The sequence below is a fragment of the Microbacterium sp. NPDC056234 genome, assembly GCF_042267585.1.
Taxonomy (GTDB): Bacteria; Actinomycetota; Actinomycetes; order Actinomycetales; family Microbacteriaceae; genus Microbacterium.
The window spans coordinates 336,780-360,083 of sequence record NZ_JBHJTE010000005.1; the positions used below are offsets into that span (position 1 = coordinate 336,780).

A 23,304-nucleotide genomic window follows, 5' to 3' on the forward strand; every position below is an offset into this window, starting at 1 on the left:
GTTCCTTTCGTGGGTGGGTGTGCGGGGTGGGGGTGACGCTCAGCCGGTCGCGGCTATCGCTTCGATCTCGAAGATGCGCGCGACGTCGGTCTCGGAGGCCGAGGGGTCCGAGATCTCCAGACGAACGCCGTCGGCGATCAGACCTCCGGCGTCGACTCTGACGAGTCGATCCGTGTTGGCGGTGTACGAGCCGACCTCGGTCCAGCCCGTCGCGGTGTGGACGAACACCGTGAATCCGCGCAGCACCGCTGACGTTCCGGGGTCCACGCTGTAACCGCTGCGCACGCGGACTTCGGCGAGCGCTTCGGCCTCGGACCACCTGACCTCGATGCTCGGCGCAGGGTCATCGGTCGCGGAGATCCAGCGGCTGGCGTCCGTGCAGATCCCGTCGACGGCACGCTCCGGCCCCGTGTCGGGACGGAGCTGGGACGACGCCGTGGCGGTCGCCCCCTGCGCGACGTTGGTGCCACCGAGATCCCCGCGCAGCGCAGCGACGATGTCCGCGAGATCCTCGCCGCTTCGGCGCGGCGCGAGCCTCGGGACCTCGGCATAGGACAGCCGGGCCGGGTTGGCATTCGGAGCACTGAGGTACAGCAGGTCGGTGCCGGCGGCCGTCGTCGTCGCACGCAGGCGCTGCTGACCGCTGCGCTGTTCGCCGATCGACTCGTACGTCCAGCCGTCCTGGCCTTCGGTCTGCTCGATCTTCACCACCTGGCTGCGCAGCTCGCCGCACACCTGTGCGGTGACGGCGGCGTACACCCGCACGGTCGATCCATGCGCCGTCATGTCGATCGTCGCGCTGGTCGCCGTGCCCGTCCCGAGTTCCGAGACGTCCACGAGGGTCTCGCTGGACCATGCGGTGCCATCCCAGGACGCGTGCCGCACATCGTACGCCGTCGCATCCTTCTCGATGAAGCGGTACGTGATGCCGACGAGGCGGTCGCCGCGCAGCGCCATCTTCGCCGTCTGGAGCGCCGGCGTGTAACTGGAGATGTCCTCGTCCGCACCGAAACCGCGCCAGATCACCGCGCCGCCGCTGTCCGGCGTGACAGGCCCCGCGATCGCCTGTCCGGCGACGTCCTCGGTCTCGCCAGTGGCCGGGTCGTACACGGCATACGAGCCGAGATGGCGAGACGGGTCGGCGGGCCAGGGGCCCCATTCCCACAGCACGTGCACTCGGCCGTCCGGATCCACCTGCAGGTCATCGGGGTAGAACGAGTACCCTGCCGCGCCCGCGATCGTCGTCGCGCGCTGCCAGGCTCCGGCCTCCGGTTCGTAGTGATAGAGAACTCCGTCACGCCGGCGCTGCGGGTCGGCTCCGCTGCGGACCAGCAGCCAGGCGTCGCCGTCCACGCCGTGCGCGGTGATCGGATACGTGATGGCCGCCGTCGGATCCGGCATCTCCGCCGTGGCGTCGACGAGACTCGTGACGTCGCCGGGTGTCCGGGAGCGGAAGTAGTTCCACTGCTCGTGGTGCATCGAGACGAAGGCGTGGATGGTGCCCCCGCCGTCCACGACGATCGACGGCTGGTTGTGGCCGTTGTCGTCGACGAAGCTCACGCACGCGCCCGCCGCATCCTGAAGACAGCCGTCCGTCCAGGTGCCGTCCTGGGAACGCGCCGCGATATGCACCTCGTGCGTCGCGGCGGTCGGGCCCGGCGCGTTGTACGAGAAGTAGGCGATGCCACCGACCTGGTCGATCGGGTTCCACCACCCTGCCTGGTTGGAGGCGTCGACCCGGAACGGCAGGTCCTCCACGGTCTTCTGCGGCGGTGCCGCGGCGGCGGGGAGGATCCCCGCCGCCGCAAGCACCGCGCCGGCGAGCACGCCGGCCGCGATACGACGGTGCATGGCTCAGCCCACGAGCTTCTGGGCCGCTTCGCCGGCCGCCTTCATGGCGTCAGCCGGCGTCGCCGAGCCGACGAGAACGGCCTGCACGTGCTCGGCGATCTCGCTCTCGATCTGGGAATAGCTGGTGAAGGCCCAGAACGGATTGCTCGTGGCCGTCGTGGTGATGCGCTCGCTGAACAGCGTCCCGAACACGTCATCCGTCACGACGTCCGATTCCTGCGCCTCGGTGGTCACCGGCGGCAGGCCGCGCACCGCGTAGTCCGCCAGGACGGTGTCCAGGTCGCTGGTGGCGAACCGGGCGAAGTCCCCGGCGGTCGGCGCGCCTTCTCCGTCGATGACGGCGATCGCACCGCCCCAGACCAGCGCCCGCGGCGTGTCGCCGTCCTTGAGGACCGGCCGCGACACCGGCGCGAGCTTCGTCGCGAGGTCGGGGTCTGGCGATTCGCCGACGACGGCGTTGCGCCCGACGGGCGCGTCGTCGTAGATGGCCGTGCGCCCCTGGGCGAACAGCGATCGCGCGTCGAACCTGTCGACGTCCGCTGCGATGAGACCCTGGTCGTACAGGCTCTTGTACCAGGTGACGGCCTCGATCGAGGCGTCGTCGCCGATCGTGACGGTGTCGCCTTCGACGAGCGGGCTCCCGAAGGTCTGCATCCAGATCAGGATGTCCTTCAGCTGCGCCGCCTTGGTGGATGCGGCGTACGGGATGAGTCCTCCGCCGAGCCCCTTCAGATCCTTGAGGGTCTTCTCGTACGCGTCGATCGTGGTCGGGAACTCCTCGGGCGTCACGCCCACCTTGGCGAGGATCTCGGAATTCGTGACGAGCCCGATCGCACCGATCGTCCACGGGAGCGCGTACTGGGTGCCGTCGAATTGCGCGGCCTTCAGCGCGGCGTCCGTGTAACCTCGGCCCTCCGCCAGGGGCGAGAGGTCCTGGAGCTTGCCGAGCGCGGCCAACGAGCCGAGCCATGCGACGTCCACGTGCGCGGCACCGGTGAACTGCCCGCCGCGCACCTGGAGCAGCAGCTGATTGAAGTATTCGTTGTACGGGAACGAGACATCCGTCACCGTCACGGACTGCTTGTCCTGGTAGGACGCGACGATGGCCTCCAGCGCGGGTGCTGCGGCTTCCTCCGTGAACGACCACGAGGCGAACGAGAAGTCGGTCGGGTCTGCGCCGTTGAGTCCGGCTGTCGAGCTGCCGCCGGCGGCCGGCCCAGTGGCGGAACCGGTCCCGGTCGGCGCGCACGCCGCCAGCGTCACGGCCGCGGCGCCGATGCCGAACAGCTGCAGCGCGCGACGACGGTTGAGCTCGAGGCTCATGAGGGGTGATGCGGACATATCGTCCTCCTTGTCGATGTGTCTGGTGAGTGGAGAGTCGGTGCGGATCAGCCCTTGACAGCGCCGGCGGTCATGCCGCCGACGAGGTAGCGCTGGAGCAGGATGAAGGCGATGGCGACGGGGAGCGAGACCACGAGGGATGCCGCCATGAGCTCAGGCCACGCTGTGGAGGCCTCGCCGACGTAGGTGTTGACGAGTCCCGGCGGCAGCGTCTGCTTCTCGGGCCCGGCGAGCGTCAGCGCGAAGATGAAGTCGTTCCACCCGCGGACGAACGCGAACAGGCCGGCCGCCACGAGCCCTGGTGCGGACAGCGGCAGCACGATCGAGTGGATGATGCGCAGCCGCGACGCGCCGTCGACGCGCGCGGCCTCGATGAGCTCGTCCGGGATCGTGTCGAAGAAGCCCTTCAGCATCCAGACGCACAGCGGGAGCGTGAAGGTCGTGAACGACAGCACCAGTGCCGTGTAGGTGTTCAGGAGGTTGTAGGCCGAGAACACCGTGTACAGCGTCACCAGGAGCAGCGCCTGCGGGAACATCTGCGACGCGAGCACGAAGTACATCAGGGCGCGGCGCCCGGTGTAGCGGAACTTCGAGAACGAGTAGCCCATGTAGGCGGACACCAGCACCGAGAGGACCGCCGTGATCACGGACACGATGACGCTGTTCTGCAGATAGACGAACAGCTGCGGGTTGGAGAACAGCGACGCGTACGCCTCGAACGAGATCTCCGTCGGGAACAGCTTCGGCGGATACGCGAAGACGTCGGTCTTCGGCGTCAGCGATGTCGCGAGCAGCCAGTACACCGGCAGCAGCGCGAATCCGCCGAACACGATGATCGTGAGCCAGGCGGCGATGCGCACGCCAGGCCGCTCCCGCCGCTCGGCGGATGCCGGACGCGGTTTGCGGACCTTCCGGGGCGGAAGCACCTGGGCAGCGGTGGCGCCCGCTGAGGCGGCCGGATTCTCCGGCAGCAGCGTGGCGGTCATTTCTTCTCCCCCTTCTCCGAGAAGCGCACATAGACGACGACGAGGATCATCAGCAGCAGGAGCCAGAGCAGTCCCAGCGCGCCGGCGTGGCCGAGGTCGAAGCTGTGGAAGGCGGTCTCGTACACCGCGGTCGCGAACGTCTGCGTGCTGCCGGCCGGTCCCCCGCCGGTGAGGACGTAGATGATGTCGAAGTGCTGGAAGTTCCAGATGAACTCGAGCAGCAGGACGAGACCGATGATGCCCTGCATCTGCGGAACCGTGATGGAGAAGAAGCGCCGGATCGTGCCGGCGCCGTCGATCTCGGCGGCCTCGTGCAGTTCGCGCGGCACGGTCTGCAGACCGGCGAGAAGCATGACCATCATCCAGGGGAACGACTGCCATGTCTTGGCGACGATCACGGCGAGCATCGCCGTGCCCGGCTGAGCGAGCCACGCCTGGGGTTCGTCGATGAGACCGATCCCCTGCAGCAGCGCATTCATGACGCCGTAGTTCGCGTTGAAGATCCACATCCACAGGAACGACACGACGACACCGGGGACCAGCCACGGGATGAGCATGAGCCCGCGCATCACCTTGGACCCGGCGATACGCGTGTTGAGCGCCAGCGCCAGTCCGAACCCGATGATGAACGGCAGCACCGTCGTGCCGATCGTGAAGACCATCGTCTGACCGAACAGCGTCATGAATTCGCCCTGAAGGACGTCGATGATGTTCTGCAGCCCGACGAACTCGCGGCCCGGGTACAGCAGGCTCTGCTCGAAGAAGGCGGTGACGAGACTCGTGATCAGCGGATAGACGACGACGGCCGCGAGCAGTGCGAGCCCGGGGACGACGAGAAGGAAGGCGAAGACCTTGTCCGAGATGCGCCTCGGCTTGTTCACTTCTGTTGTTAATTGTGAAGTCATTGATCCCACGTCTCTGTGTGGACTTTGTCGCTGTTGAGCGACTTTCCGCTGTGTGTGCGGCTCAAGCTTCGCGGAATCACGCGGGCGCGTCAATTCAGAACGGTAACGCTTGGGTAACAGGAAGTTCGATACTGTTTGAAACAGTTAGCTTGATCTGTGCTCAGAGGGGTGGCGAGCCACTTATGCCGCGGAGGCGGGGATCGGAACGCGTCAGGCCAGGCTGAGGGCCTGTCGCGCGATCTCGAGCTCCTCGTTCGTGGGGACGACGAGAACCTCGACGGTCGACTCCGCCGTCGAGATGCGCCGGATGCCTGGTCGCCGCTGCTCATTGAGCCCCTGGTCGATCTGCAGTCCCAGGAATGCGAAGGTGGCCAGCGTTTCGGCGCGCACCCGCGCCGCGTTCTCGCCCACCCCGGCGGTGAACGAGATGACGTCCACTCCCCCGAGCTGCGCGATGTACGCCCCGACGTACGCACGCAGGCGGTGGATGTACACGTCGAACGCCAGCGTCGCGGCATCCTCTCCGGCATCCACTCCCGCGAGGATGTCGCGCATGTCGCTGCGCCCTGCCAGCCCCAGCAGTCCGCTGCGCTTGTTCAGCAGCGTGTCGAGATCGTCGGCGCTCATCCCGGCGCGGCGCGCGAGATGGATCAGCACCGCCGGGTCCATGTCACCGGACCGGGTCCCCATCACGAGCCCCTCGAGCGGCGTCATGCCCATCGAAGTCTCGACGGAGCGCCCGCCGTCGATAGCGGTCATCGACACGCCGTTGCCGAGGTGCAGCACGATCTGCCGCAGACCCTCGAGCGGGCGATCGAGGAAGATCGCGGCCTGCTCGGAGACGAACTTGTGGCTCGTGCCGTGGAAGCCGTAGCGGCGCACCCTGTGTCGCTCTGCGACGGTCCTGTCGATCGCGTACGTGTAGGCAGCCGGTGGCAGCGTCTGATGGAAGGCCGTGTCGAACACGGCGACGTGCGGCACATCTGCGAACGCCCGGCGCCCCGCGCGGATCCCGGCGACGGCGCCGGGATTGTGCAGAGGTGCGAGCTCCGACAGGTCCTCGATGTTGATCTCCACGAGGTCGTCGATCAGCGTCGGGGCGAAGAACCGCGCGCCGCCGTGCACGACACGATGGCCGACCGCGAGGGGCGGATTATCGCCCAGGTCCGGTCCGTGCTCGTCGAACTGCTCGAGCATCACCCGGAACGCCTCATCGTGATCCGCGATCGCCCGCGAGCCGCGGTGCTTCTCATCGAGGACGGTCGGTGCCGCAGAGCCGTCGGACAGTCGGCGCACGGTGTGCGTGATGTCTCCGGCGTCCTGCCCGATCCTCTCGATCAGCCCCTCGCCGAGCGGGAGCTCGCGATCCATGTCCATCAGGCTGTACTTCAGCGACGAGGAGCCGCTGTTGATGACGAGGACGACACTCACGCCGCACCGCCCTGCGCCTGGATCGCCGTGATCGCGACCGTGTTCACGATGTCGTCCACGAGCGCGCCGCGACTCAGATCGTTGATCGGCTTGTTCAATCCCTGCAGCACCGGTCCGATCGCGACGGCGCCGGCCGAGCGCTGCACGGCCTTGTAGGTGTTGTTGCCGGTGTTGAGGTCGGGGAAGACGAAGACGGTCGCCCGGCCGGCGACGTCGGACTCCGGCAGCTTGGCTTTCGCGACAGCGGCGTCGGCCGCGGCGTCGTACTGGATCGGGCCCTCGACGAGAAGCTCCGGCGCCCGCTCGCGCACGAGCGCCGTGGCCTCGCGCACCTTGTCGACGTCAGCGCCGGACCCGGACTCCCCCGTCGAGTACGACAGCATGGCGACCCGCGGATCGATGCCGAACTGCCGTGCCGTCTGCGCCGAGGAGATCGCGATATCAGCCAGCTGCGCACTGGTCGGATCGGGGATCACCGCGCAATCGCCGTACACGAGCACCCGGTCGGAGAGCGCCATCAGGAACACGCTCGAGACGACGTCGACGCCCGGTCGGGTCTTGATGATCTCGAACGACGGTCGGATCGTGTGCGCCGTGGTGTGCGCGGCGCCGGACACCATTCCGTCGGCCAGTCCGAGATGCACCATCATCGTGCCGAAATACGACACGTCGGTGACGGTGTCGGCCGCCTGCGCCAGCGTCACGCCTTTGTGCGCACGCAGCCGTGCGTACTCGGCGGCGAACTTCTCGACATACGACGGATCCGTCGTGCTGATGATCTCGGCCGCCGCGATGTCCAGCCCCAGTTCGACGGCTCTCGCACGGATCGCGGATTCGTCGCCCAGGATCGTGAGCTCGGCGACGTCACGGGCCAGCAGAGTGGCAGCCGCCCTGAGGATGCGGTCGTCACCGCCCTCCGGCAGCACGATGCGCTTGCGGTCGGAGCGCGCCCGCTCGATGAGCCCGTACTCGAACATGAGCGGCGTCACGACCGTGGCCTCGGCCAGCCCGAGCAGTCGCGTCAGCTCGCTGATGTCGACGTGCGTCTGGAACAGACCGAGCGCGGTGTCGTAACGGCGACGGGAATCCGCGGCCAGGCGCCCCCTCGCCCCCATCACCCGCACGGCCGCGTCGTACGTGCCGAGGTCGGTCGCGATGATCGGCACGCGCGAGGCCAGACCGTCCAGGAGCTTCTCGATCGACTCCGGGAGCGGGAACGGCCCGTTGAGGACGATGCCCGCGATCGAGGGGAAGGTACCCGCCGCGTCGGCCAGCAGCGCGGCCAGCAGCACCTCGGTGCGGTCGGCGGGGATGATGACGACCGAATCGGCCGTGAGCCTGGGCAGCACGTTGACCATCGACATGCCCGCCACGACGACGCTCAGAGCCTCCCGCGCGAGAAGGTCGTCGTCGCCCTTGACGAGGCGGCCGTCGACGGCGGTGAGGATGCCGCGGATCGACGGCGCGACGAGCGAACGGTCCTCGGGGATCGTCCACACCGGTGTCGCCTCCGACTGCACCGCGTGCACGGCGTCGATGGTCTCGTCCGCGGCATCCGGATCCGCGCGATTGACGATCACCGCGAACAACTCGGCCCGCTCGGCGGCGAGTTCGGCGAGCGCGAGAGCGGCCAGCTGGCTCACCGCAGCGGGGGTGCGCGCCGTCGTCGTACCGAGCTGCTCCGCATGCTGCTGCTGGTCGCGGCCGGACAGCACGAGCAGCACTGGTGCGGCGAGATTCGCGGCGATGCGGGCGTTGTAGCCGAGCTCGGCCGGGCTGCCGACATCCGTGTAGTCGCTGCCGAGGACGACCACCGCATCGCACTGGGCTTCGACGGCCTTGAACCGGGCGATGATCGTGGAGAGCGCCTTGTCAGGGTCGGCGCGGACGTCGTCGTACGTGACGCCGACGCAGTCCTCGTAGTCGAGGTGGACGCCGTCATGTGCGAGCAGCAGCTCCAGGACGTAGTCGCGCTCGGCGGACGAGCGCGCGATCGGGCGGAACACCCCCACACGCGGCGTCACGCGCATGAGCGCGTCGAGCACCCCCAGGGCGATCGTGGATTTGCCGGTGTGCCCCTCAGCCGAGGTGATGTAGATGCTCCGAGCCACGCCCCCAGCCTACGCGCGGCGCGCCGCGCCGGGATGGCCCGCGTGCCGGAGAAGTTCAGCCGGTGACCTCGCATGTGCCGGACAGCGCGTCGACGATGGCTTCGGCATCCGATCGGAAGGGGGCGTAGTGCGCCGGGTCGGTGTTGATCTGCACCCGATGGATCGCGAGCGACGGCTCCATGTCGTGCCAGGCGGGCAACCGCGCAAGGCGGTCGAAGAAGAGCGCCGCCGAGGATGCCGGGTCCATCCGCTGCTCGGCGCTTCCCCACCACTCCTGCTGCTGGAAGAGACCGATGCTGCTGGTACGGGAGCCATCCGGGTTGGTGACGCGCGATGTCTCCCAGTCTCCGTAGTCGATCGCGCGCAGCGAGCTCTCGCCCATCGCCGCCATCACGCCGATGACCTGACCTGCGCGGTCGAAGCCCAGCTCGCGCGCGGTGAGCACGATCGTCGCGGCGTTCTCGAGCTGCTCTCCCTGCCATCCCTCGATCCCTGCGGTCGGGAAGCTCGTCGGATCGGCGGCGCACACGGGTGCCTGTGCAGTCGTCATGGGCAGCAGCACCGCCAGGGCCGCGATGGCCGCGACGGCACCGGCGCCGATCAGCACCCGCCGCAGCATGAGCCGGCGCCGCAGCCGCAGCGCCGCCCGTTTGCGGGCGCTGAGCCGGCGGCGACGCGCGCGGCGACGCTTCACCGGACGCCGCCGGGTCGCTGTCGTGCGGCGATTGGTCACGTCCATCGTCCGGAGGATCGCCCGATGAACACTGCGAGACCACCGCCGATCGCGCCGAACAGGTGCGCCTGCCACGAGACGCCGTCCGCTGCGCCGAACACGCCGATGAACATCGCGGCGCCGTAGAGCGCGATGACCGCCACGGCGATGAGCGCGTAGCCGATGCGATGCGCCACACGGCCCGGCGCGAACACCCGCATGACGACGTAACCGAAGTATCCGAACACGAGGACGGATGCGCCGACCGTGAGCGTGCCGGGTGCGTTCACGAGCCACGTCCCCACCCCGCCCACGAGTGCGATGATCGCCGTCACGAGCCAGAACCGGGCGGCGCCCTCGATCGCGACGAGGCAGCCGAGCACGAGGAACGGCACCGAATTCGCGACCAGGTGCGCCCAGCTCGCGTGCAGCAACGGGCTGAGGACGACGCCGCCCAGGCCGGACAGATCCCACGAGCGGAGCCCGAATCCGGTGAACGACCCAGGCAGCACGGCGTCCGCGAGCTGGACCGCCCACATCAGCGCCAGCAGGATCACCGGCGACGCGAAACGGGCGACGGCGCTCTGTCCGGCTGGGGTCCGCGGTGTGGTCACATCCAGATCCTGTCAGTGCGCACCCGAAGGATGCTGAGAGGACAAGCGTCCGGACACGGAAAGACCCTCCGCGCACCCGACAGAGCCCGGTTACCCTTGCTACGTTTCCGTCCTGGGGGAATTGGCCTGGATGCCGTCACGCGGAGGGCTTCCGACAGTCTACCGGGCTTCGGAGGGTGCTTTCGCCCTCGCCCACCGCGCGGGTGTGTCCGGACCGTCCCAGACCTGGACCACGCCCCACAGCGCTGCGGTGATCGGCACGGCCAGGATCGCGCCGACGATGCCGCCGAGCACCGTGCCCACGGTCAGGGCGACGAGGATCACGAAGGCGTGCAACTTCATGGACCGTCCCATCAGGAACGGTTGCAGGAAATTGCCCTCGAGCTGGTTGACCAGCACGACGACCCCCACGACGAAGAGCGCGTTGACCCAGCCGTTGGCCACGAGCGCGACGAGCGCGGCGAGGATTCCGGCGACGGTGGCACCCACGATGGGAATGAAGGCGAGCAGGAAGACCAGCACTGCCAGCGGAATGTACAGGGGCACCTGCAGGATCATCAGTCCGATCAGGATCCCGATGGCGTCGACGGCGGCGACCGTGGCCGTGCCGCGGACGTAAGATCCGAGCGTGCTGACCGTCTTGTCGCCGATGCGGCGAGCGCGCAGGTAGTTCTCGCCGCGGAACGGCCGCAGCAGGAACTCCCACATCTGCGGGCCGTCCTTGAGGAAGAAGAACAGGATCGTCACCATCAGCACGAACCCGGTGACGAAGTTCGCCACCGCGCTGACGCCCGCGAGCGCGCCGGAGCCGAACTGGGCGCTCGTGACGAAGTCGGTGAGCGTCGCGAGCCACTCGTCGATCTGTTCCGGCTGCAGGAACTCGAACGGCAGGGTCTGCAGCCAGGCGATCAGATGCTGGACGCCCTCCTCGGCCTGCGAGTACAGCTCGTCCCACTGGTCGCGCACGGCCCAGACGATCAACCAGCCCAGGAGGCTGAGGATGATCACGATCGCCAGCAGGGTGATCAGCGTCGCGAGCACCGACGGCACCCCCCGACGGCGCATCCAGTTCATGACCGGGGTGAACGCGCAGGCGAGGATCAGGGCGATCATGAGCGGAATCGTCACGAGCGTCAGCTGCTGGATCGCGAAGATGATTCCGGCGGCCACGATCACGACGACGACGATCTGAATGGCACGGATGCCCAGCTTGCCGAACCCGTCGGCCCAGAGGCTCCACGGTGCTCGCGTTGCCTTCAGCTCGACGTCCTGCGACTCCAGTCGCACGCGCTGCGGATCATTGCGGAACAGTCCCATGCCCTCGAGGCTAACCGCATCCGGCATCCAGCGGTACGCCCGCGTGCTGAGCGCGTTACGATCGGTTCACACCCGATGAGGGGTCGAAGGCAGGGCGAGAGGGGACGCATGCACCAGGACGCATCCGCCATGACGGCCGAGCGATTCGCGGAGCAGACCTCCGCCATCCTCGACTCCGTCGGCAAGGTCATCGACGGCAAGGCGGATGCCGTGCGCAGCGCTCTGGTGTGTCTGCTCGCAGAGGGCCACCTGCTCATCGAGGACGTCCCGGGCGTCGGCAAGACCATGCTCGCGCGCGCGCTCGCGGCGAGCGTCGACGCGACAGTGCGACGCATCCAGTTCACACCGGACCTCCTGCCGGGCGATGTCACCGGTGTCAGCGTCTACAACCCCGTCGACCGCGAGTTCGAATTCAAACAGGGCGCCATCTTCGCCCACATCGTCATCGCCGACGAGATCAACCGCTCCTCCCCCAAGACGCAGTCGGCGCTGCTGGAGGCCATGGAGGAGCAGCAGGTCACCGTCGACGGCCGCACGCACCCGCTGCCCGATCCGTTCCTCGTCGTCGCGACCCAGAACCCCCTCGAGATGGAGGGAACGTACGCCCTGCCGGAGGCCCAGCGCGACCGCTTCATGATGCGGATCTCGATGGGCTACCCCGACCCCGCCGCCGAGGCGCTGATGCTCCGGCAGCGCGACACGGTCAATCCGCTCGCGGCGATCCGCCCGGTGGTCGGCTCGCAGGACGTCAGCGCCCTCATCGAAGCCGCCCGCGCCGTGCACGTCGCCGGGAGCATCGAGGAGTACGCGGTCGCACTCGCGCAGGCGACCAGGTCCGACCCGAGCCTGCATCTGGGCGCGAGCCCTCGTGCCACCCTGCAGCTCGTGCGCGCCGCCAAGGTGTGGGCGGCCCTGGACGCCCGTGAGTTCGTGATCCCCGATGACCTCACCGCCCTCCTCGTCCCGGTCTTCGCGCACCGGCTGCTGCCTGCGCGCGGGGTCCACCGTGCGGGGGCGCAGCCCGTCGAGGCCGCGCTCGCGCAGATCATCGACCGGGTGCGCGTGCCCGTCGCGACCCGCCTCTGAGCGGTTGCCGATGTCCGATCGCCGTCGACGTCCTCTCACCGCCCGCGGGCTCGGTGCGCTCGTGCTCGGCGTGCTGTTCGCCATCGCGGCGAACATCGTCTCGGCACCGATCCTGGTCTACGTCGCCGTGCTGCTGTTCGTCCTCACCGCGCTCGCGATCCTCGTCGTGCACCTCCCGCGCCGCAGCGGCACCGTCACCCGCCAGATCTCCACGGATCTGCTGACCGTCGGCGAACAGTCCCGCGTGACGGTGCGGTTCGCGCTGCGCTCCCTGCGCATCCCGCATGGACGCTGGCGCGATGTGCTTCCGGATGCCGTGACGGGCGACGCTGCGGGCGAATACCCGCCGGAGGCCGGTGTCCTCCGGTACCCCATCACGGGCGTGCGCCGCGGGATCTGGCCGGTCGGACCGCTCATCCTGCGCACGGTGGATCCGTTCGGTCTCGCTCAGCGCGAGCAGGCGTTCGGCGAGACCAGGACCGTCACCGTCGTCCCCGAGGTGATCCCGCTGGCGCCGCTGGCCGCGCACTGGGGCGCCGCCGGCGGCACGGCCCACACCTCCTCCAGCAGGCTCGGCCAGGGCAGCGACAACCTCTCGCCGCGGCACTACGTGTCCGGCGATTCGATGCGGCGCATCCATTGGCGCGCGACCGCGCACCGCGGCGAGCTCATGGTGCGCCAGGAGGAAGAGGAGTCGAGCCCGGACGCCATCGTCGTGATCGACCGCGCGGCGGCCCGCTGGGCGCGAGCGGATCGTGGCGTCGACCCCGCCTTCGAAGCCGCCGTCTCCGCATGCGCGTCGATCGCGCTGCACCTCGCGAGCGAGGGGTACAGCGTCGACGTCGTCGACAGCGCCGCGTCCACCATCGGCACGCTGCGCGGTCATGAGGACGATCGCGACGAACTCCTCGTGGCGCTCGCGATGCTCGCACCGCGCGGCGAGGCCCGCGACCTGGCGACCATCGTCGGCGGCACACCGCCAGGACCACTGGTCGTGATCACAGGCCGCATCGCAGAGGCCGACCACTCCGTGCTGCATCACGGCGGCGCGGCCGTGCCCATCCTGCTCGCCACCGCCCCAGGACCCGATGTGATCACCGCAGCGACCGCGGCCGGCTGGACCAGCGCCGTCCTCACGGACGACATCTCGGCATCGTGGGAGCTCGCGCTCCCCGAGCGGATGCTGACCGGAGGCGGCCGTGTCCCGCGTTGAGACGCCGACGGGCGCCTGGGCGATGGACGTCGAACCGAGCCGGGAGGGGATCGTCGGCCGGTCGCTGCTGGCCGCGTTCGCGGCTGTGGTCGCGCTGTGGCCGTACGTGCCCGTCGTGCAGGCCGGTCAATGGACCCTCATCGTGGGAACGCTCATCTTCGTCGTGACGCTCGCCGGTGCGATCGTCCGAGTCCTCATGGCGGATCGCCCGGCGCTCGCGCGGACGCTGACGACGCTGCTCGTGCAGCTCGCGGCATCCGTCTTCCTGCTGACGGCGATGCTGCTGCCGCAGACCGCGCTGCTGGGCGTCCTCCCGACGCCTGCCACGGCGACGGTGTTCGCCGAGCTCGCCGTGCAGGCGGGCGTCGAGGTCTACAACGGCTCGGCGCCGCTGCCGGACACGCTGGCGCTGCGCACGGTGATCGGCACGGCATTCGCGATCGTCATCATCCTCATCGACCTGCTGATCGCACACCGCAGGGCGCTGCCGGCGGCCGTGCTCGTCACCGTCGTCGGCGCGCTGCCGATCATCATCACGCTCGGCGAAGCGAACGTGGCGTGGTTCGTCGTGCTCGCCGTGCTGATCCTGATGCTGCTGCGCAGCAGCGCCGGCCACGATCGCCGATCGGCACGGCGCACCTCGACCGCACTGATGGCCGGAGTCGGTGTCGGAGCGATCGCGCTCACCGTGGTCGTAGCGCCGACGCTCCCGGTATCCGCCTCGTGGATGGTGCCGGGTTCCGGTGTGACCGTCGATGCGTCGCTGCGTCTGGGCGACGATCTGCGACGACCGAACGCCACGCAGGTGATGTCGCTCGCGACGACGTCCGAGACCGCTCCGTACTTGCGGATCGCCACGCTGTCGCGGTTCGACGGCGACGTCTGGCGCCCGGATCGGGAAGCCACTCAGTCGCTGTCCGAAGGCTTCGGCGATCCGGAGTGGAACGAGGAGTTCACGGGAGATGACCGCCGGACGTCGATCCGCGTGCTCGGGCTGTCGAGCTCCCGGCTTCCCGTCCCGTACCCCGCCGAGCGGCTCGTCGGCGTCTCGGCGGGCTGGGAAGTGATGCCCTCCAACCGCACCGTCGTGTCGGACGTGGTCGATGCATCGGGTCGCGACTACACGGTCACCTCCGCCATCGTGCAGCCGACGTTCGAGCAGGTGGCGGCGACCTCGGCGGCCGGCGGCGAGGTCGACACGGACGAGATCACCGATCTGCCGGCCATCATCCCGCAGACGGCGGCCGAGGTCACCGCCGACTCCGCGAGCGACTACGAGAAGCTGATCGCATTGCAGAACTGGTTCCGCAGTGAATTCGAGTACTCGATCGACACCCCCGTGGAAGAGGACTTCGACGGAACGGGCACGGACGCCGTCGCGACGTTCCTCGAGGTCCGTTCCGGCTACTGCGTGCATTTCGCCGGCGCCTTCGCACTGATGGCCAAGACGCTCGGGATGCCGGTGCGCATCGTGGTCGGCTATCTGCCCGGCCAGCTGACCGATGAGAAGCGCGGGGACGACTACGTGTACGCCGTCATGAGCGACCAGCTGCACGCGTGGCCGGAGGTGCATTTCAATGGGATCGGCTGGGTGCCGTTCGAGCCGACCGCCACCCTCGGCACACCCACTGCTTTCGCGCGGGGCGCGACGACCGGGGGAACCGGCTCCGGCCCGGGCCAGACCCCGACGCCGACCACCGCGCCCTCCGCCGCGCCGTCCGATGTTCCGACGATCGCGCCCGAGAATCCCGACGAGGCGCTCGGCGGAGACGTCGTCCGCCAGCGGCTCGACCCGACACCCGTGTTGTTGACGGTCGGGGCGATCCTCATCGTTCTCCTTCTGCCCTTGGCGGCGAGAAGCCTGCGCCGCGCCGCCAGGGCCGGACGGGCGCGGCACGGCGACGCCGCGAGCGCCTGGCTCGAGCTGAGAGACACGATGGTCGATCTCGGGCTCAATCCGTCCGACGCGCAGAGCCCTCGGGTGCGCGCAGCGGAGCTCGCCAGGGAACGAGGTGCGGATCCGGCCTCGCTCGGCGTGCTGGTGCACGCGATCGAACGTGCCAGCTACGCGCGCACCGCACCCGGTCGACCGGCACGGGATGCCGAAGATCTCGCCGAGCCGCTGCATCGCGTTCTCGGGCAGCTGCACGCGTCGGTCGACGCCAGGTCCCGGTTCGGCGCACTGTTCGCGCCGCGATCGCTGTTCGTGGCGCGCCCGACGGCCCCGGTCGGCGTGTGAGGTCAGGCTGTCGGCGTGGCCTCACGCCCGGCGGCATCGGCGTGGGCAGCGCACGCCAGCGCATCGCAGCTCTCGCAGACGACCTGCTGGACACGGCATGAGGGGTCAGGGCAGTTCGCGGTGCGCTTGGTCGGCGTGCGGCATCCGACGCACTCCCCGATGACGGCGGCATGGTCTGAGAACTCGACCGCCCCCCGGCCGTCGAAGACGTAGAGCGAGCCGTCCCACAGCCCATCATCCCCGAACGTCTCGCCGTATCGGACGATGCCGCCCTCCAGCTGGTACACCTCGCCGAAGCCGCGGGCGGTCATGAGGCTCGACAGCACCTCGCAGCGGATCCCGCCGGTGCAGTACGTGACCACGGGCTTGCCCTTGAGGTCGTCGTAGGCACCGGAATCCAGCAGTTCCACGAAGTCGCGGGTCGTATCGACGTCGGGGACGACGGCATCCCGAAATCGTCCGATCTGCGCCTCGAGCGCGTTGCGGCCGTCGAAGAAGACGACATCATCGCGTTCGGCGACGAGTTCATGGAGCTCTTCGGGTGTGAGACGAGTGCCACCGCCGACGACGCCGTGATCGTCGACTCGCAGTTCGCCGGGGGCGCCGAACGAGACGATCTCGTCACGCACCTTCACGCTGAGCTTGGGGAAGTCGAGGCTGTGCCCGGCGTCATCCACGCCCGTGCCCTCGCTCCATTTGATGTCGGCGTTCTTGAACGGGGCATAGGAGCGGAATGAACGGGCCCACTTCTTGAGTGCCGGGAGATCGCCGCCCAGAGTGCCGTTGATGCCGTCCTTCGAGATGATCAGCCTGCCTCGCAGGCGCAGTGCTTCGCCGAGGTCACGCTGCCACAGCCGGATCGCCTCGGGGTCGGCGAGCGGGGTGAACACGTAGAACAGCACGATCTTGGGAGTTGCCACCCGGCAATTTTAGGCGCCGTCGCTGCGCCCGGCCCGCGAGACGTACTCGGGGGCATGGGACTCGGCCGCCGTGGCCACGCGTCACCCCGCAAAGCACATCTCGCGGAACAGCGCGGCGGACCGATCGTGGTCACGAGCGCGCGGGCGATCGGATAAGATGGACAGGTTGTTCCCTGGTGACGTGTCCGAGCGGCCGAAGGAGCACGCTTGGAAAGCGTGTGTTGTGCAAGCAACCGCGGGTTCGAATCCCGCCGTCACCGCCAGAACGCCGAAGGGCCTCACGAAGTGGGGCCCTTCGGCGTTCTTCGTCGGCAGCTGGCACGTCCCGCGACGAGGGACCGGATCCCGCCGTCACCGCCGAATGCTGGTCATTCCGTGAACCGGACTCCGTACACCACGGTCCCCTCGGGACTCGGCAGCCGATGCATCCCGATGCGGTCGTAGAACGCCCCCGCTCCGGTGTTCGTCGGGCTCATGCCGAGGTGCAGCCCCGGAACCCCGCGGTGGCGCAACTCGGCGAACAGCGTCTCGATGAGACGACGGCCGAGGCCCTGCCCCTGGGTCTCGGGCAGCAGATCGATGTGCAGGTGCGCGGGGTACTCCGCCGCGTGTGCTTCGCGCCCTGGCGCCCGACCGTACGCGTAGTCGATCATCTTCTCCTCGCGGGTCTGCGGATCGACCGCCCTCGGGAAACGTTCGGTGTAGCGCGGCCACCATTCGTCCCGGAACCATCGCTCGAAGGCATCCGTGTCGTCGGTGGCGACGATGTAGCCGATGACGCGACCGTCGTCGGCCTCGACCACCCAGCACAGGTCCGGGTCGCGCTCGGCGTACGGCACGGCGAACAGCAGCCCCCACAGTTCGTCGTCAGGGAAGATGCCGGTCGCATCCGTTCCGGAGTCCGCGGTCTTCACGCAGACCTCGAACAGGCCATCGCGGTCCTCTGGGCGATACGGGCGGATCTGCGGCACGGGTTGCTCCTTCGCGATATGCGTGCGGCCGGCTGCGTCGTCGGCCGCACCCACCCTATCCGTGCCGTCGTGCCGAGCCGGCGCGACGGGCATCACGTCTCGTCGCACCCACGGCACCAGCAGCGCCGCGATCAGCAGCGCGGCCGATGCTCCGACCAGCGCGCCGCCCACCGTATCCGTCAGCCAGTGCACCGACAGCACGGTGCGCGACAGCGCCATCGTGAACACCCACAGCACGCCGAGCAGATACATCCACACACGGGGGAACAGCACGCACAGCACCACGGCGATGGTCGCCGCGTTCGCCGTGTGCCCGGACGGATACGAGCCGTAGTCGCTCAGCACGAGCATGTCCTCGGGGCGCGCGCGCCCGAACAGTTGCTTGAGCAGCTGCACGAGCAGAGCGCTGGCCGCGAAGGCGGCGAGCGCGTACACCGCCGAACGCCAGCGCTTCGCGAGCAGCAGCCCGACGGCGACCACCGCAGGGACGACGAGGATCGCGATCCACCCCCCGCCGATGCGATTCATCACGTGCGCGAGCGTGATGAGCTCATCAGGCGCGACGTCCACCATCAGGTCGTGCCACCAGCTGTCCACCGTGGACGGCTCGGCCGCGCCTCCGTCGATCGTCAGGTACGCGCCCAGGGCGATCGCCGCCAGGAGGGTGCCGAGCCCCCACCACAGGAAGTGCCGTCTCATCCGCCCATTCTGCCGTGCGACGCCGGGGATGCCGGCATCCGCCTCAGGGGTTCAGCATTCCGACGGTGCGCGGTCGCACGATCAGCCAGAGCGAGAGGATGCCGATGACCGCACACCCGACCATGACCGAGGCCATGGTCGTCGCCGTGACGCCTCCGCTGCCGGCGATCAGGAACACGATCGGGGAGATGATCGCCGCGACACCGTTGTTGCAGGCGCCGAGGACGGATGCCGCGGTCCCCGCCGCCTTGCCGTGACGGTCGAGCGCGAGCACCTGCACGCACGGGAAGGTGAAGCCGCACGAGGTCATGAACAGGAACAGCGGGATCACGGTTCCCCACAGCCCGAGCCCGAGCTGATCGGTGACGATGATGGCCGCGCCCGAGAGCAGCAGGGCCGACGTCGAGAACGCCAGCACCCATTGCGGACCGAATCGGGCCGCCAGGCGCGAGGCGGTCTGCACGCCGACGACGAGGCCGACCGAGTTCGCCGCGAACAGCCAGCCGTACTGCTGCGCATTGAGGCCGTGCGTCTGCTGGAAGAGGAACGAGGATGCCGACAGGTACGAGAACAGACCCGAGAACGTCATACCGCCGATGACGAGAACGCCGATGAACACGCGGTCCGTGAACACGCTCTTGTAGCGCTGCAGCACGGTGGACGAGCCGCGGTCGTGACGGCGCTCCTTGGGCAGCGTCTCGGGGATCAGGAACAGACCGCACACGAGCATCGCCCCGCCGTAGCAGGCCAGGACGATGAAGATGCCGCGCCAGTCCATGATCGCCAGCAGCGCCGAGCCCAGCAGCGGTGCCACCACGGGCGCGACGCCGGAGACGAGAGCGAGGCGCGACAGCATCACGACGAGCCGTCGCCCGCCGAACAGGTCGCGCACGATCGCCATCGCGACGACGCCGCCGGCAGCGGCTCCGATGCCCATGAACACGCGAGCCGTCCCGAGCAGGATCAGATCGGGAGCGAGCGCGGCCGCGAGACTCGCGAGCACGTGCAGCGCGGTCACCGAGATCAGCGGGATGCGCCGGCCCACCTTGTCGCTGAGCGGGCCGACGACGAGCTGACCGATCGCGAATCCGATCATCGTGCCGGTGAGGGTCAGCTGGATCGCCGCCGCAGTGGTCTGGAAGTCGCTCTCCAGCAGGGGGAACGCCGGCAGGTAGAGGTCGATCGTGAACGGTCCGAGGGCGGTCAGTGCGCCGAGCAGGATGATGTAGACGGTGCGGCGACGCGTCGTGATCGCATCGCCGGGGTGCAGCATGATCGGCGCGGTCGCCGGATTCGGGCCGAGCGTGCGGATCGCACCGGTCGGCGTCGAGGTGCGGATGCTGCCGGTGATCGTGCGGATGGTTCCGCTGGGCGTGCGATCGGATGCCGGAGCAGGAGACGTTTCAGGGTTCGTATGCGGCGTGCTGGTTTCGTGGCGAGATGAGTCGGTCAAGAGAGCTTTCCGGGGCGCGGGGGATCGAATCGATTCGAGTGCATCGATCCGACCATGTTACTCCTCGCACTCGCGGGGCGTCAGCGGGCGATGCGCTCCAGGCCCTGCTCGAGGTCGGCGAGGAGGTCGCGCACGTCCTCGATCCCGACCGACAGCCGCACGACGTTCTCGGGCACGGCGAGCGCGGTTCCGCGTACCGAGGCATGGGTCATATCCGGCGGGTAGCCGATGAGCGATTCGACGCCGCCGAGAGACTCCGCGAGCTGGAACAGGCTGGTGCTTTCGGCGAAGGCCCGCGCGGCGTCAGGGCCGGCGGTCAGGGCGAGCGACAGCATCCCTCCGAAGCCGCTCATCTGCTGCGCGGCGATCTCGTGACCGGGGTGCGAGGCCAGTCCGGGGTAGAACACCGTCTCGAACTCTGCGCGTTCGGCCGCCCACTCCGCGATCGCCTGAGCGTTCTCCCCGTGCTGACGTACGCGCACCGCGAGCGTCTTGATGCCGCGGGTGGTGAGCCACGCATCGAGCGGAGCCGACACGGCGCCGACGGCGAACTGCTGGAACTTGACCTGCTCGTAGAAGCGATCGTCGCCGAACACCACGGCACCGCCGAGCACGTCGGAGTGCCCGCCGAGGTATTTGGTCGTCGAGTGCACGACAAGGTCGGCGCCGAGCGCGAGCGGCTGCTGCAGCGCCGGGGAGGCGAATGTGTTGTCCACGACGACGATGGCACCGCCCGCGTGCGCGATCTCGACGGTCGCCGCGATGTCCACGATCTTCAGCAGCGGGTTGCTCGGCGTCTCCAGCCAGACGATCCTGGTCTCCGGCCGCAGGGCGGCGCGGATCGCGTCGGCGTCCTCCAGCGCGACGACGGTCGTGTCGATCCCCCACGGCGCGAGCACCCTGGTCAGCAGGCGATAGGTGCCGCCGTAGACGTCGTTGCCGAGCACCACGTGGTCGCCGGGCTTGAGGATGCCGCGCAGCAGCGCGTCCTCGGCCGCGAGCCCCGAGGCGAACGACAGCGCGGCCGAGCCGCCCTCGAGCGCTGCGAGCTGCGTCTCGAGCGAGGTGCGCGTGGGGTTTCCCGCACGGTTGTACTCGTAGCCGTCACGAAATCCCCCGATGCCGTCCTGCACATGGGTGGAGGCCTGGTAGATCGGCGGGATGATCGCGCCCGTCCGCGGATCAGGCGTCTGACCTGCATGGATGGCGCGGGTGGCGAAGGAGTGCTCGGACATGGTCACAGCCTACGTCCGTCGCGCTTTCGCCACCCGCGCCTGTTACGCCGCGCATCAACGCCGGTGCTACCCCTTGGTCGAGCCGGCCAGCAGACCGCGCACGAAGTAGCGCTGCAGGGCGAAGAACACGATCAGCGGAACGATGATCGACACGAAAGCGCCGGCCGTGAGCAGGTACCAGCCCTCACCGCGGCCGGTGATCTCGGCGAGCACCTTCGTGATCGGCGATGCCGCGCCGTCCGCGAACACGAGCGCGACGAGCAGGTCGTTCCAGACCCACAGGAACTGGAAGATCGCGACGGAGGCGATCGCCGGCATCGTCAGCGGCAGCACGATGCGGAAGAAGATCTGGCCGCGCGAAGCGCCGTCCACCCTCGCCGCCTCGATGATCTCGCCCGGGATCTCGGACATGAAGTTGTGCAGCAGGTAGATCGCCAGCGGCAGCGCGAACATGGTGTGCGCGATCCACACCTGCGCGTACCCATCCGAGGCGTCGATCGACTGCGTGACCTGCACCCCGAACAGGTTGATGCCCTTCGAGAACGAGGTCAGCAGCGGCACCAGCGCCATCTGGATCGGCACGATCTGCAGCGCGAACACGAAGATGAACAGCGCGTTGCGGCCCTTGAAGTCGATCCACGCGAACGCGTACGCGGCCATGGCGGCGATCATCAACGGGATCAGCGTCGCCGGGATCGTGATCGCGATCGAGTTGATGAACGACTGCAGAATGGTCAGCTGCGTCGTGCCGGACTGCAGCACCGCGACGTAGTTCTCGAACGTCAGTTCCGGGTCGGCGAAGATGGTCCACCACCCGGTGGTGTTGATGTCGTCGCGCGGCCGGAACGACGAGATGAACAGTCCCAGCGTGGGGATCGTCCACAGCACGGCGATGACGATCGAGGCGATCGTCGCCCACGGACGGCTCAGCCGCTTGCGTGTGCGCCCTGCGGATGCTTCGAACCTGGCACCCGTCGTGATGGCCCGGGTGCTGTTCGCGTCGGTCTTCACGGTGTCGCTCATCGGATCTCCCGCTGCTTCTTGATCTGGCGCGCGTTGTAGATGACGATCGGCAGCACCAGGATGAACAGGATGACGGAGAGCGCGGCGCTGCGCCCCGCCTCGAACTTCGAGAACTGGGTGTACATCTCGTTCGCGAGCACGCTCGTTCCGTAGTTTCCGGCGGTCATGGTGCGGACGATGTCGAAGACCTTCAGCGAGGCGATCGAGATGGTCGTCAGCACGACGATGAGCGCCGGACGGATCGCCGGGACGGTGACCGACCAGAACCGCTGCCAGGCGTTGGCCCCGTCGAGTTCGGCGGCCTCGAGGAGCTCGGCCGGCACGCCCTTGATGGACGCCGAGAGGACGACCATGGCGAATCCGGTCTGCACCCAGATGAGCACGACGATGAGGAACAGGTTGTTCCAGGGTTCGTTCAGCAGCCATTGCTGCGGCTCGCCGCCGAACCACACCATGATCTGATTCAGCAGGCCGATCTGCTCGTACTGGGGCCCGCGGTACTCGTACATGAACCGCCAGATGATGCTGGCGCCGACGAACGAGATGGCCATCGGCATGAACACGAGGATCTTGTAGATCTTCTCGCCGCGAGTGCGGTCGATGAACACGGCGTAGGCGAGGCCGACCAGAGTCGACACGATCGGCACGATCAGCACCCAGACGATCGTGTTGACGACCGCTGTGATTCCGTCGGACTGCGTGAAGATCCAGAGGTAGTTGTTCAGGCCGATGAACGTCTTGCCGCTCGAATTCCAGAACGACGCGTACACGGTCTGGATGGAGGGCAGGATGAGCCCGACCAGCAGGAGCAGGATGGCCGGCGCCATGAACGCGACCAACTGGATCAGGTAGCCGGCGCCGTCCCGCGATCGGTAGTCGAGGAGGAAGAACAGGGCGCCGACGGCGACGGCGACGCCCATCGCCCAGTACCAGGAGTTGAAGAACCACATCACCGCGAACGGGACGATGAGGCACATCGCTAGGCGGATCCAGGTGTACATCGCGCCCTTGCGCGGGGCGACGTCGACCAGCAGCAGGATCACCGCCACCACGACGGCGAAGGCGATCACCACCACCACGGCCTGCAGGACGGGCGGCAGAGACCCGACCCAGTCGAAGAATATTGTCGCGTTCACGCGGTCCCCTTTTCATGACGCGAGGTGGAAGGGCGTGGGCGACGGTGCGCACGCCGGGGTG

Annotated in this window: 18 protein-coding genes, 1 tRNA gene and 1 other RNA gene; 4 read left to right on the forward strand and 16 right to left on the reverse strand. The window is 68.5% G+C overall.

Annotated features, from left to right (window positions below; all coding sequences use genetic code 11):
• Nucleotides 1–39: 39 nt before the first annotated feature.
• The 10 genes from ACFCYE_RS15455 to ACFCYE_RS15500 all read right to left on the reverse strand — a co-directional run bounded on the left by ACFCYE_RS15455 (nt 40) and on the right by ACFCYE_RS15500 (nt 11,268).
• Nucleotides 40–1,851, reverse strand: coding sequence for a BNR-4 repeat-containing protein (locus tag ACFCYE_RS15455; RefSeq protein WP_376180100.1), 1,812 nt, complete (start codon nt 1,849–1,851; stop codon nt 40–42).
• Between the two features lie 3 nt (nt 1,852–1,854).
• Nucleotides 1,855–3,192, reverse strand: coding sequence for an ABC transporter substrate-binding protein (locus ACFCYE_RS15460; RefSeq protein WP_376180102.1), 1,338 nt, complete (start codon nt 3,190–3,192; stop codon nt 1,855–1,857).
• Between the two features lie 47 nt (nt 3,193–3,239).
• Nucleotides 3,240–4,178: a carbohydrate ABC transporter permease gene (locus tag ACFCYE_RS15465; RefSeq protein WP_376180104.1), complete on the reverse strand. Its 939-nt coding sequence runs from the start codon at nt 4,176–4,178 to the stop codon at nt 3,240–3,242.
• Nucleotides 4,175–5,059 (reverse strand): carbohydrate ABC transporter permease, encoded by an 885-nt coding sequence (locus ACFCYE_RS15470; RefSeq protein ID WP_376180106.1) that lies wholly within the window; start codon nt 5,057–5,059, stop codon nt 4,175–4,177. The genes ACFCYE_RS15465 and ACFCYE_RS15470 overlap by 4 nt, the downstream gene beginning before the upstream one ends.
• Before the next feature lie 234 nt (nt 5,060–5,293).
• The gene (locus tag ACFCYE_RS15475; protein WP_376180108.1) at nt 5,294–6,514 is read right to left on the reverse strand and encodes an acetate/propionate family kinase; all 1,221 of its coding nucleotides are present in this window, start codon (nt 6,512–6,514) and stop codon (nt 5,294–5,296) included.
• Nucleotides 6,511–8,625 carry a phosphate acetyltransferase gene (gene pta, locus ACFCYE_RS15480; protein WP_376180110.1) on the reverse strand — a complete coding sequence of 705 codons (2,115 nt, stop codon included), beginning with the start codon at nt 8,623–8,625 and terminating at the stop codon, nt 6,511–6,513. Before pta ends, ACFCYE_RS15475 begins: the two co-directional genes overlap by 4 nt.
• Nucleotides 8,626–8,680: 55 nt before the next feature.
• Nucleotides 8,681–9,364 carry a hypothetical protein gene (locus ACFCYE_RS15485; RefSeq protein ID WP_376180112.1) on the reverse strand — a complete coding sequence of 228 codons (684 nt, stop codon included), beginning with the start codon at nt 9,362–9,364 and terminating at the stop codon, nt 8,681–8,683.
• Nucleotides 9,355–9,951, reverse strand: coding sequence for a rhomboid family intramembrane serine protease (locus ACFCYE_RS15490; protein ID WP_376180114.1), 597 nt, complete (start codon nt 9,949–9,951; stop codon nt 9,355–9,357). The genes ACFCYE_RS15485 and ACFCYE_RS15490 overlap by 10 nt, the downstream gene beginning before the upstream one ends.
• A gap of 59 nt (nt 9,952–10,010) precedes the next feature.
• Nucleotides 10,011–10,101, reverse strand: an RNA gene (ffs, locus tag ACFCYE_RS15495) — signal recognition particle sRNA small type.
• Nucleotides 10,102–10,110: 9 nt separating this feature from the next.
• Nucleotides 10,111–11,268, reverse strand: a complete 1,158-nt coding sequence (locus ACFCYE_RS15500; protein ID WP_376180116.1) for an AI-2E family transporter — start codon at nt 11,266–11,268, stop codon at nt 10,111–10,113.
• A 108-nt stretch (nt 11,269–11,376) separates the two neighbouring features.
• On the opposite strand from ACFCYE_RS15500, the gene ACFCYE_RS15505 reads away from it, so the two are divergent.
• The 3 genes from ACFCYE_RS15505 to ACFCYE_RS15515 are packed head-to-tail and all read left to right on the forward strand — an operon-like array spanning nt 11,377 to nt 15,806.
• On the forward strand, nt 11,377–12,354 hold the full coding sequence (locus tag ACFCYE_RS15505; protein WP_376180118.1) for an AAA family ATPase: 978 nt from the start codon (nt 11,377–11,379) through the stop codon (nt 12,352–12,354).
• 10 nt (nt 12,355–12,364) lie between these two features.
• Complete coding sequence (locus ACFCYE_RS15510) at nt 12,365–13,567, forward strand: DUF58 domain-containing protein (RefSeq protein ID WP_376180119.1); 1,203 nt, start codon at nt 12,365–12,367, stop codon at nt 13,565–13,567.
• Nucleotides 13,554–15,806, forward strand: a complete 2,253-nt coding sequence (locus tag ACFCYE_RS15515; protein WP_376180121.1) for a transglutaminaseTgpA domain-containing protein — start codon at nt 13,554–13,556, stop codon at nt 15,804–15,806. Before ACFCYE_RS15510 ends, ACFCYE_RS15515 begins: the two co-directional genes overlap by 14 nt.
• Before the next feature lie 2 nt (nt 15,807–15,808).
• On the opposite strand, the gene ACFCYE_RS15520 is transcribed toward ACFCYE_RS15515, so the two are convergent.
• Complete coding sequence (locus ACFCYE_RS15520) at nt 15,809–16,726, reverse strand: rhodanese-related sulfurtransferase (protein ID WP_376180123.1); 918 nt, start codon at nt 16,724–16,726, stop codon at nt 15,809–15,811.
• Between the two features lie 175 nt (nt 16,727–16,901).
• Between ACFCYE_RS15520 and ACFCYE_RS15525 the strand changes: the two genes are divergently transcribed.
• Nucleotides 16,902–16,989 (forward strand) — tRNA-Ser (locus ACFCYE_RS15525).
• A gap of 105 nt (nt 16,990–17,094) precedes the next feature.
• Here the strand turns inward: ACFCYE_RS15525 and ACFCYE_RS15530 are convergent.
• From ACFCYE_RS15530 to ACFCYE_RS15550, 5 genes are all read right to left on the reverse strand, one after another.
• Entirely contained in the window at nt 17,095–18,396 is a 1,302-nt protein-coding gene (locus ACFCYE_RS15530) for a GNAT family N-acetyltransferase (RefSeq protein WP_376180125.1), read from the reverse strand.
• Between the two features lie 43 nt (nt 18,397–18,439).
• Entirely contained in the window at nt 18,440–19,669 is a 1,230-nt protein-coding gene (locus ACFCYE_RS15535; RefSeq protein WP_376180178.1) for a multidrug effflux MFS transporter, read from the reverse strand.
• 260 nt (nt 19,670–19,929) lie between these two features.
• Complete coding sequence (locus tag ACFCYE_RS15540) at nt 19,930–21,084, reverse strand: cystathionine gamma-synthase (RefSeq protein WP_376180127.1); 1,155 nt, start codon at nt 21,082–21,084, stop codon at nt 19,930–19,932.
• A gap of 66 nt (nt 21,085–21,150) precedes the next feature.
• Nucleotides 21,151–22,107, reverse strand: a complete 957-nt coding sequence (locus ACFCYE_RS15545) for a carbohydrate ABC transporter permease (protein ID WP_376180129.1) — start codon at nt 22,105–22,107, stop codon at nt 21,151–21,153.
• Nucleotides 22,104–23,243 (reverse strand): carbohydrate ABC transporter permease, encoded by a 1,140-nt coding sequence (locus ACFCYE_RS15550; RefSeq protein WP_376180131.1) that lies wholly within the window; start codon nt 23,241–23,243, stop codon nt 22,104–22,106. The genes ACFCYE_RS15545 and ACFCYE_RS15550 overlap by 4 nt, the downstream gene beginning before the upstream one ends.
• Nucleotides 23,244–23,304 lie beyond the last annotated feature (61 nt).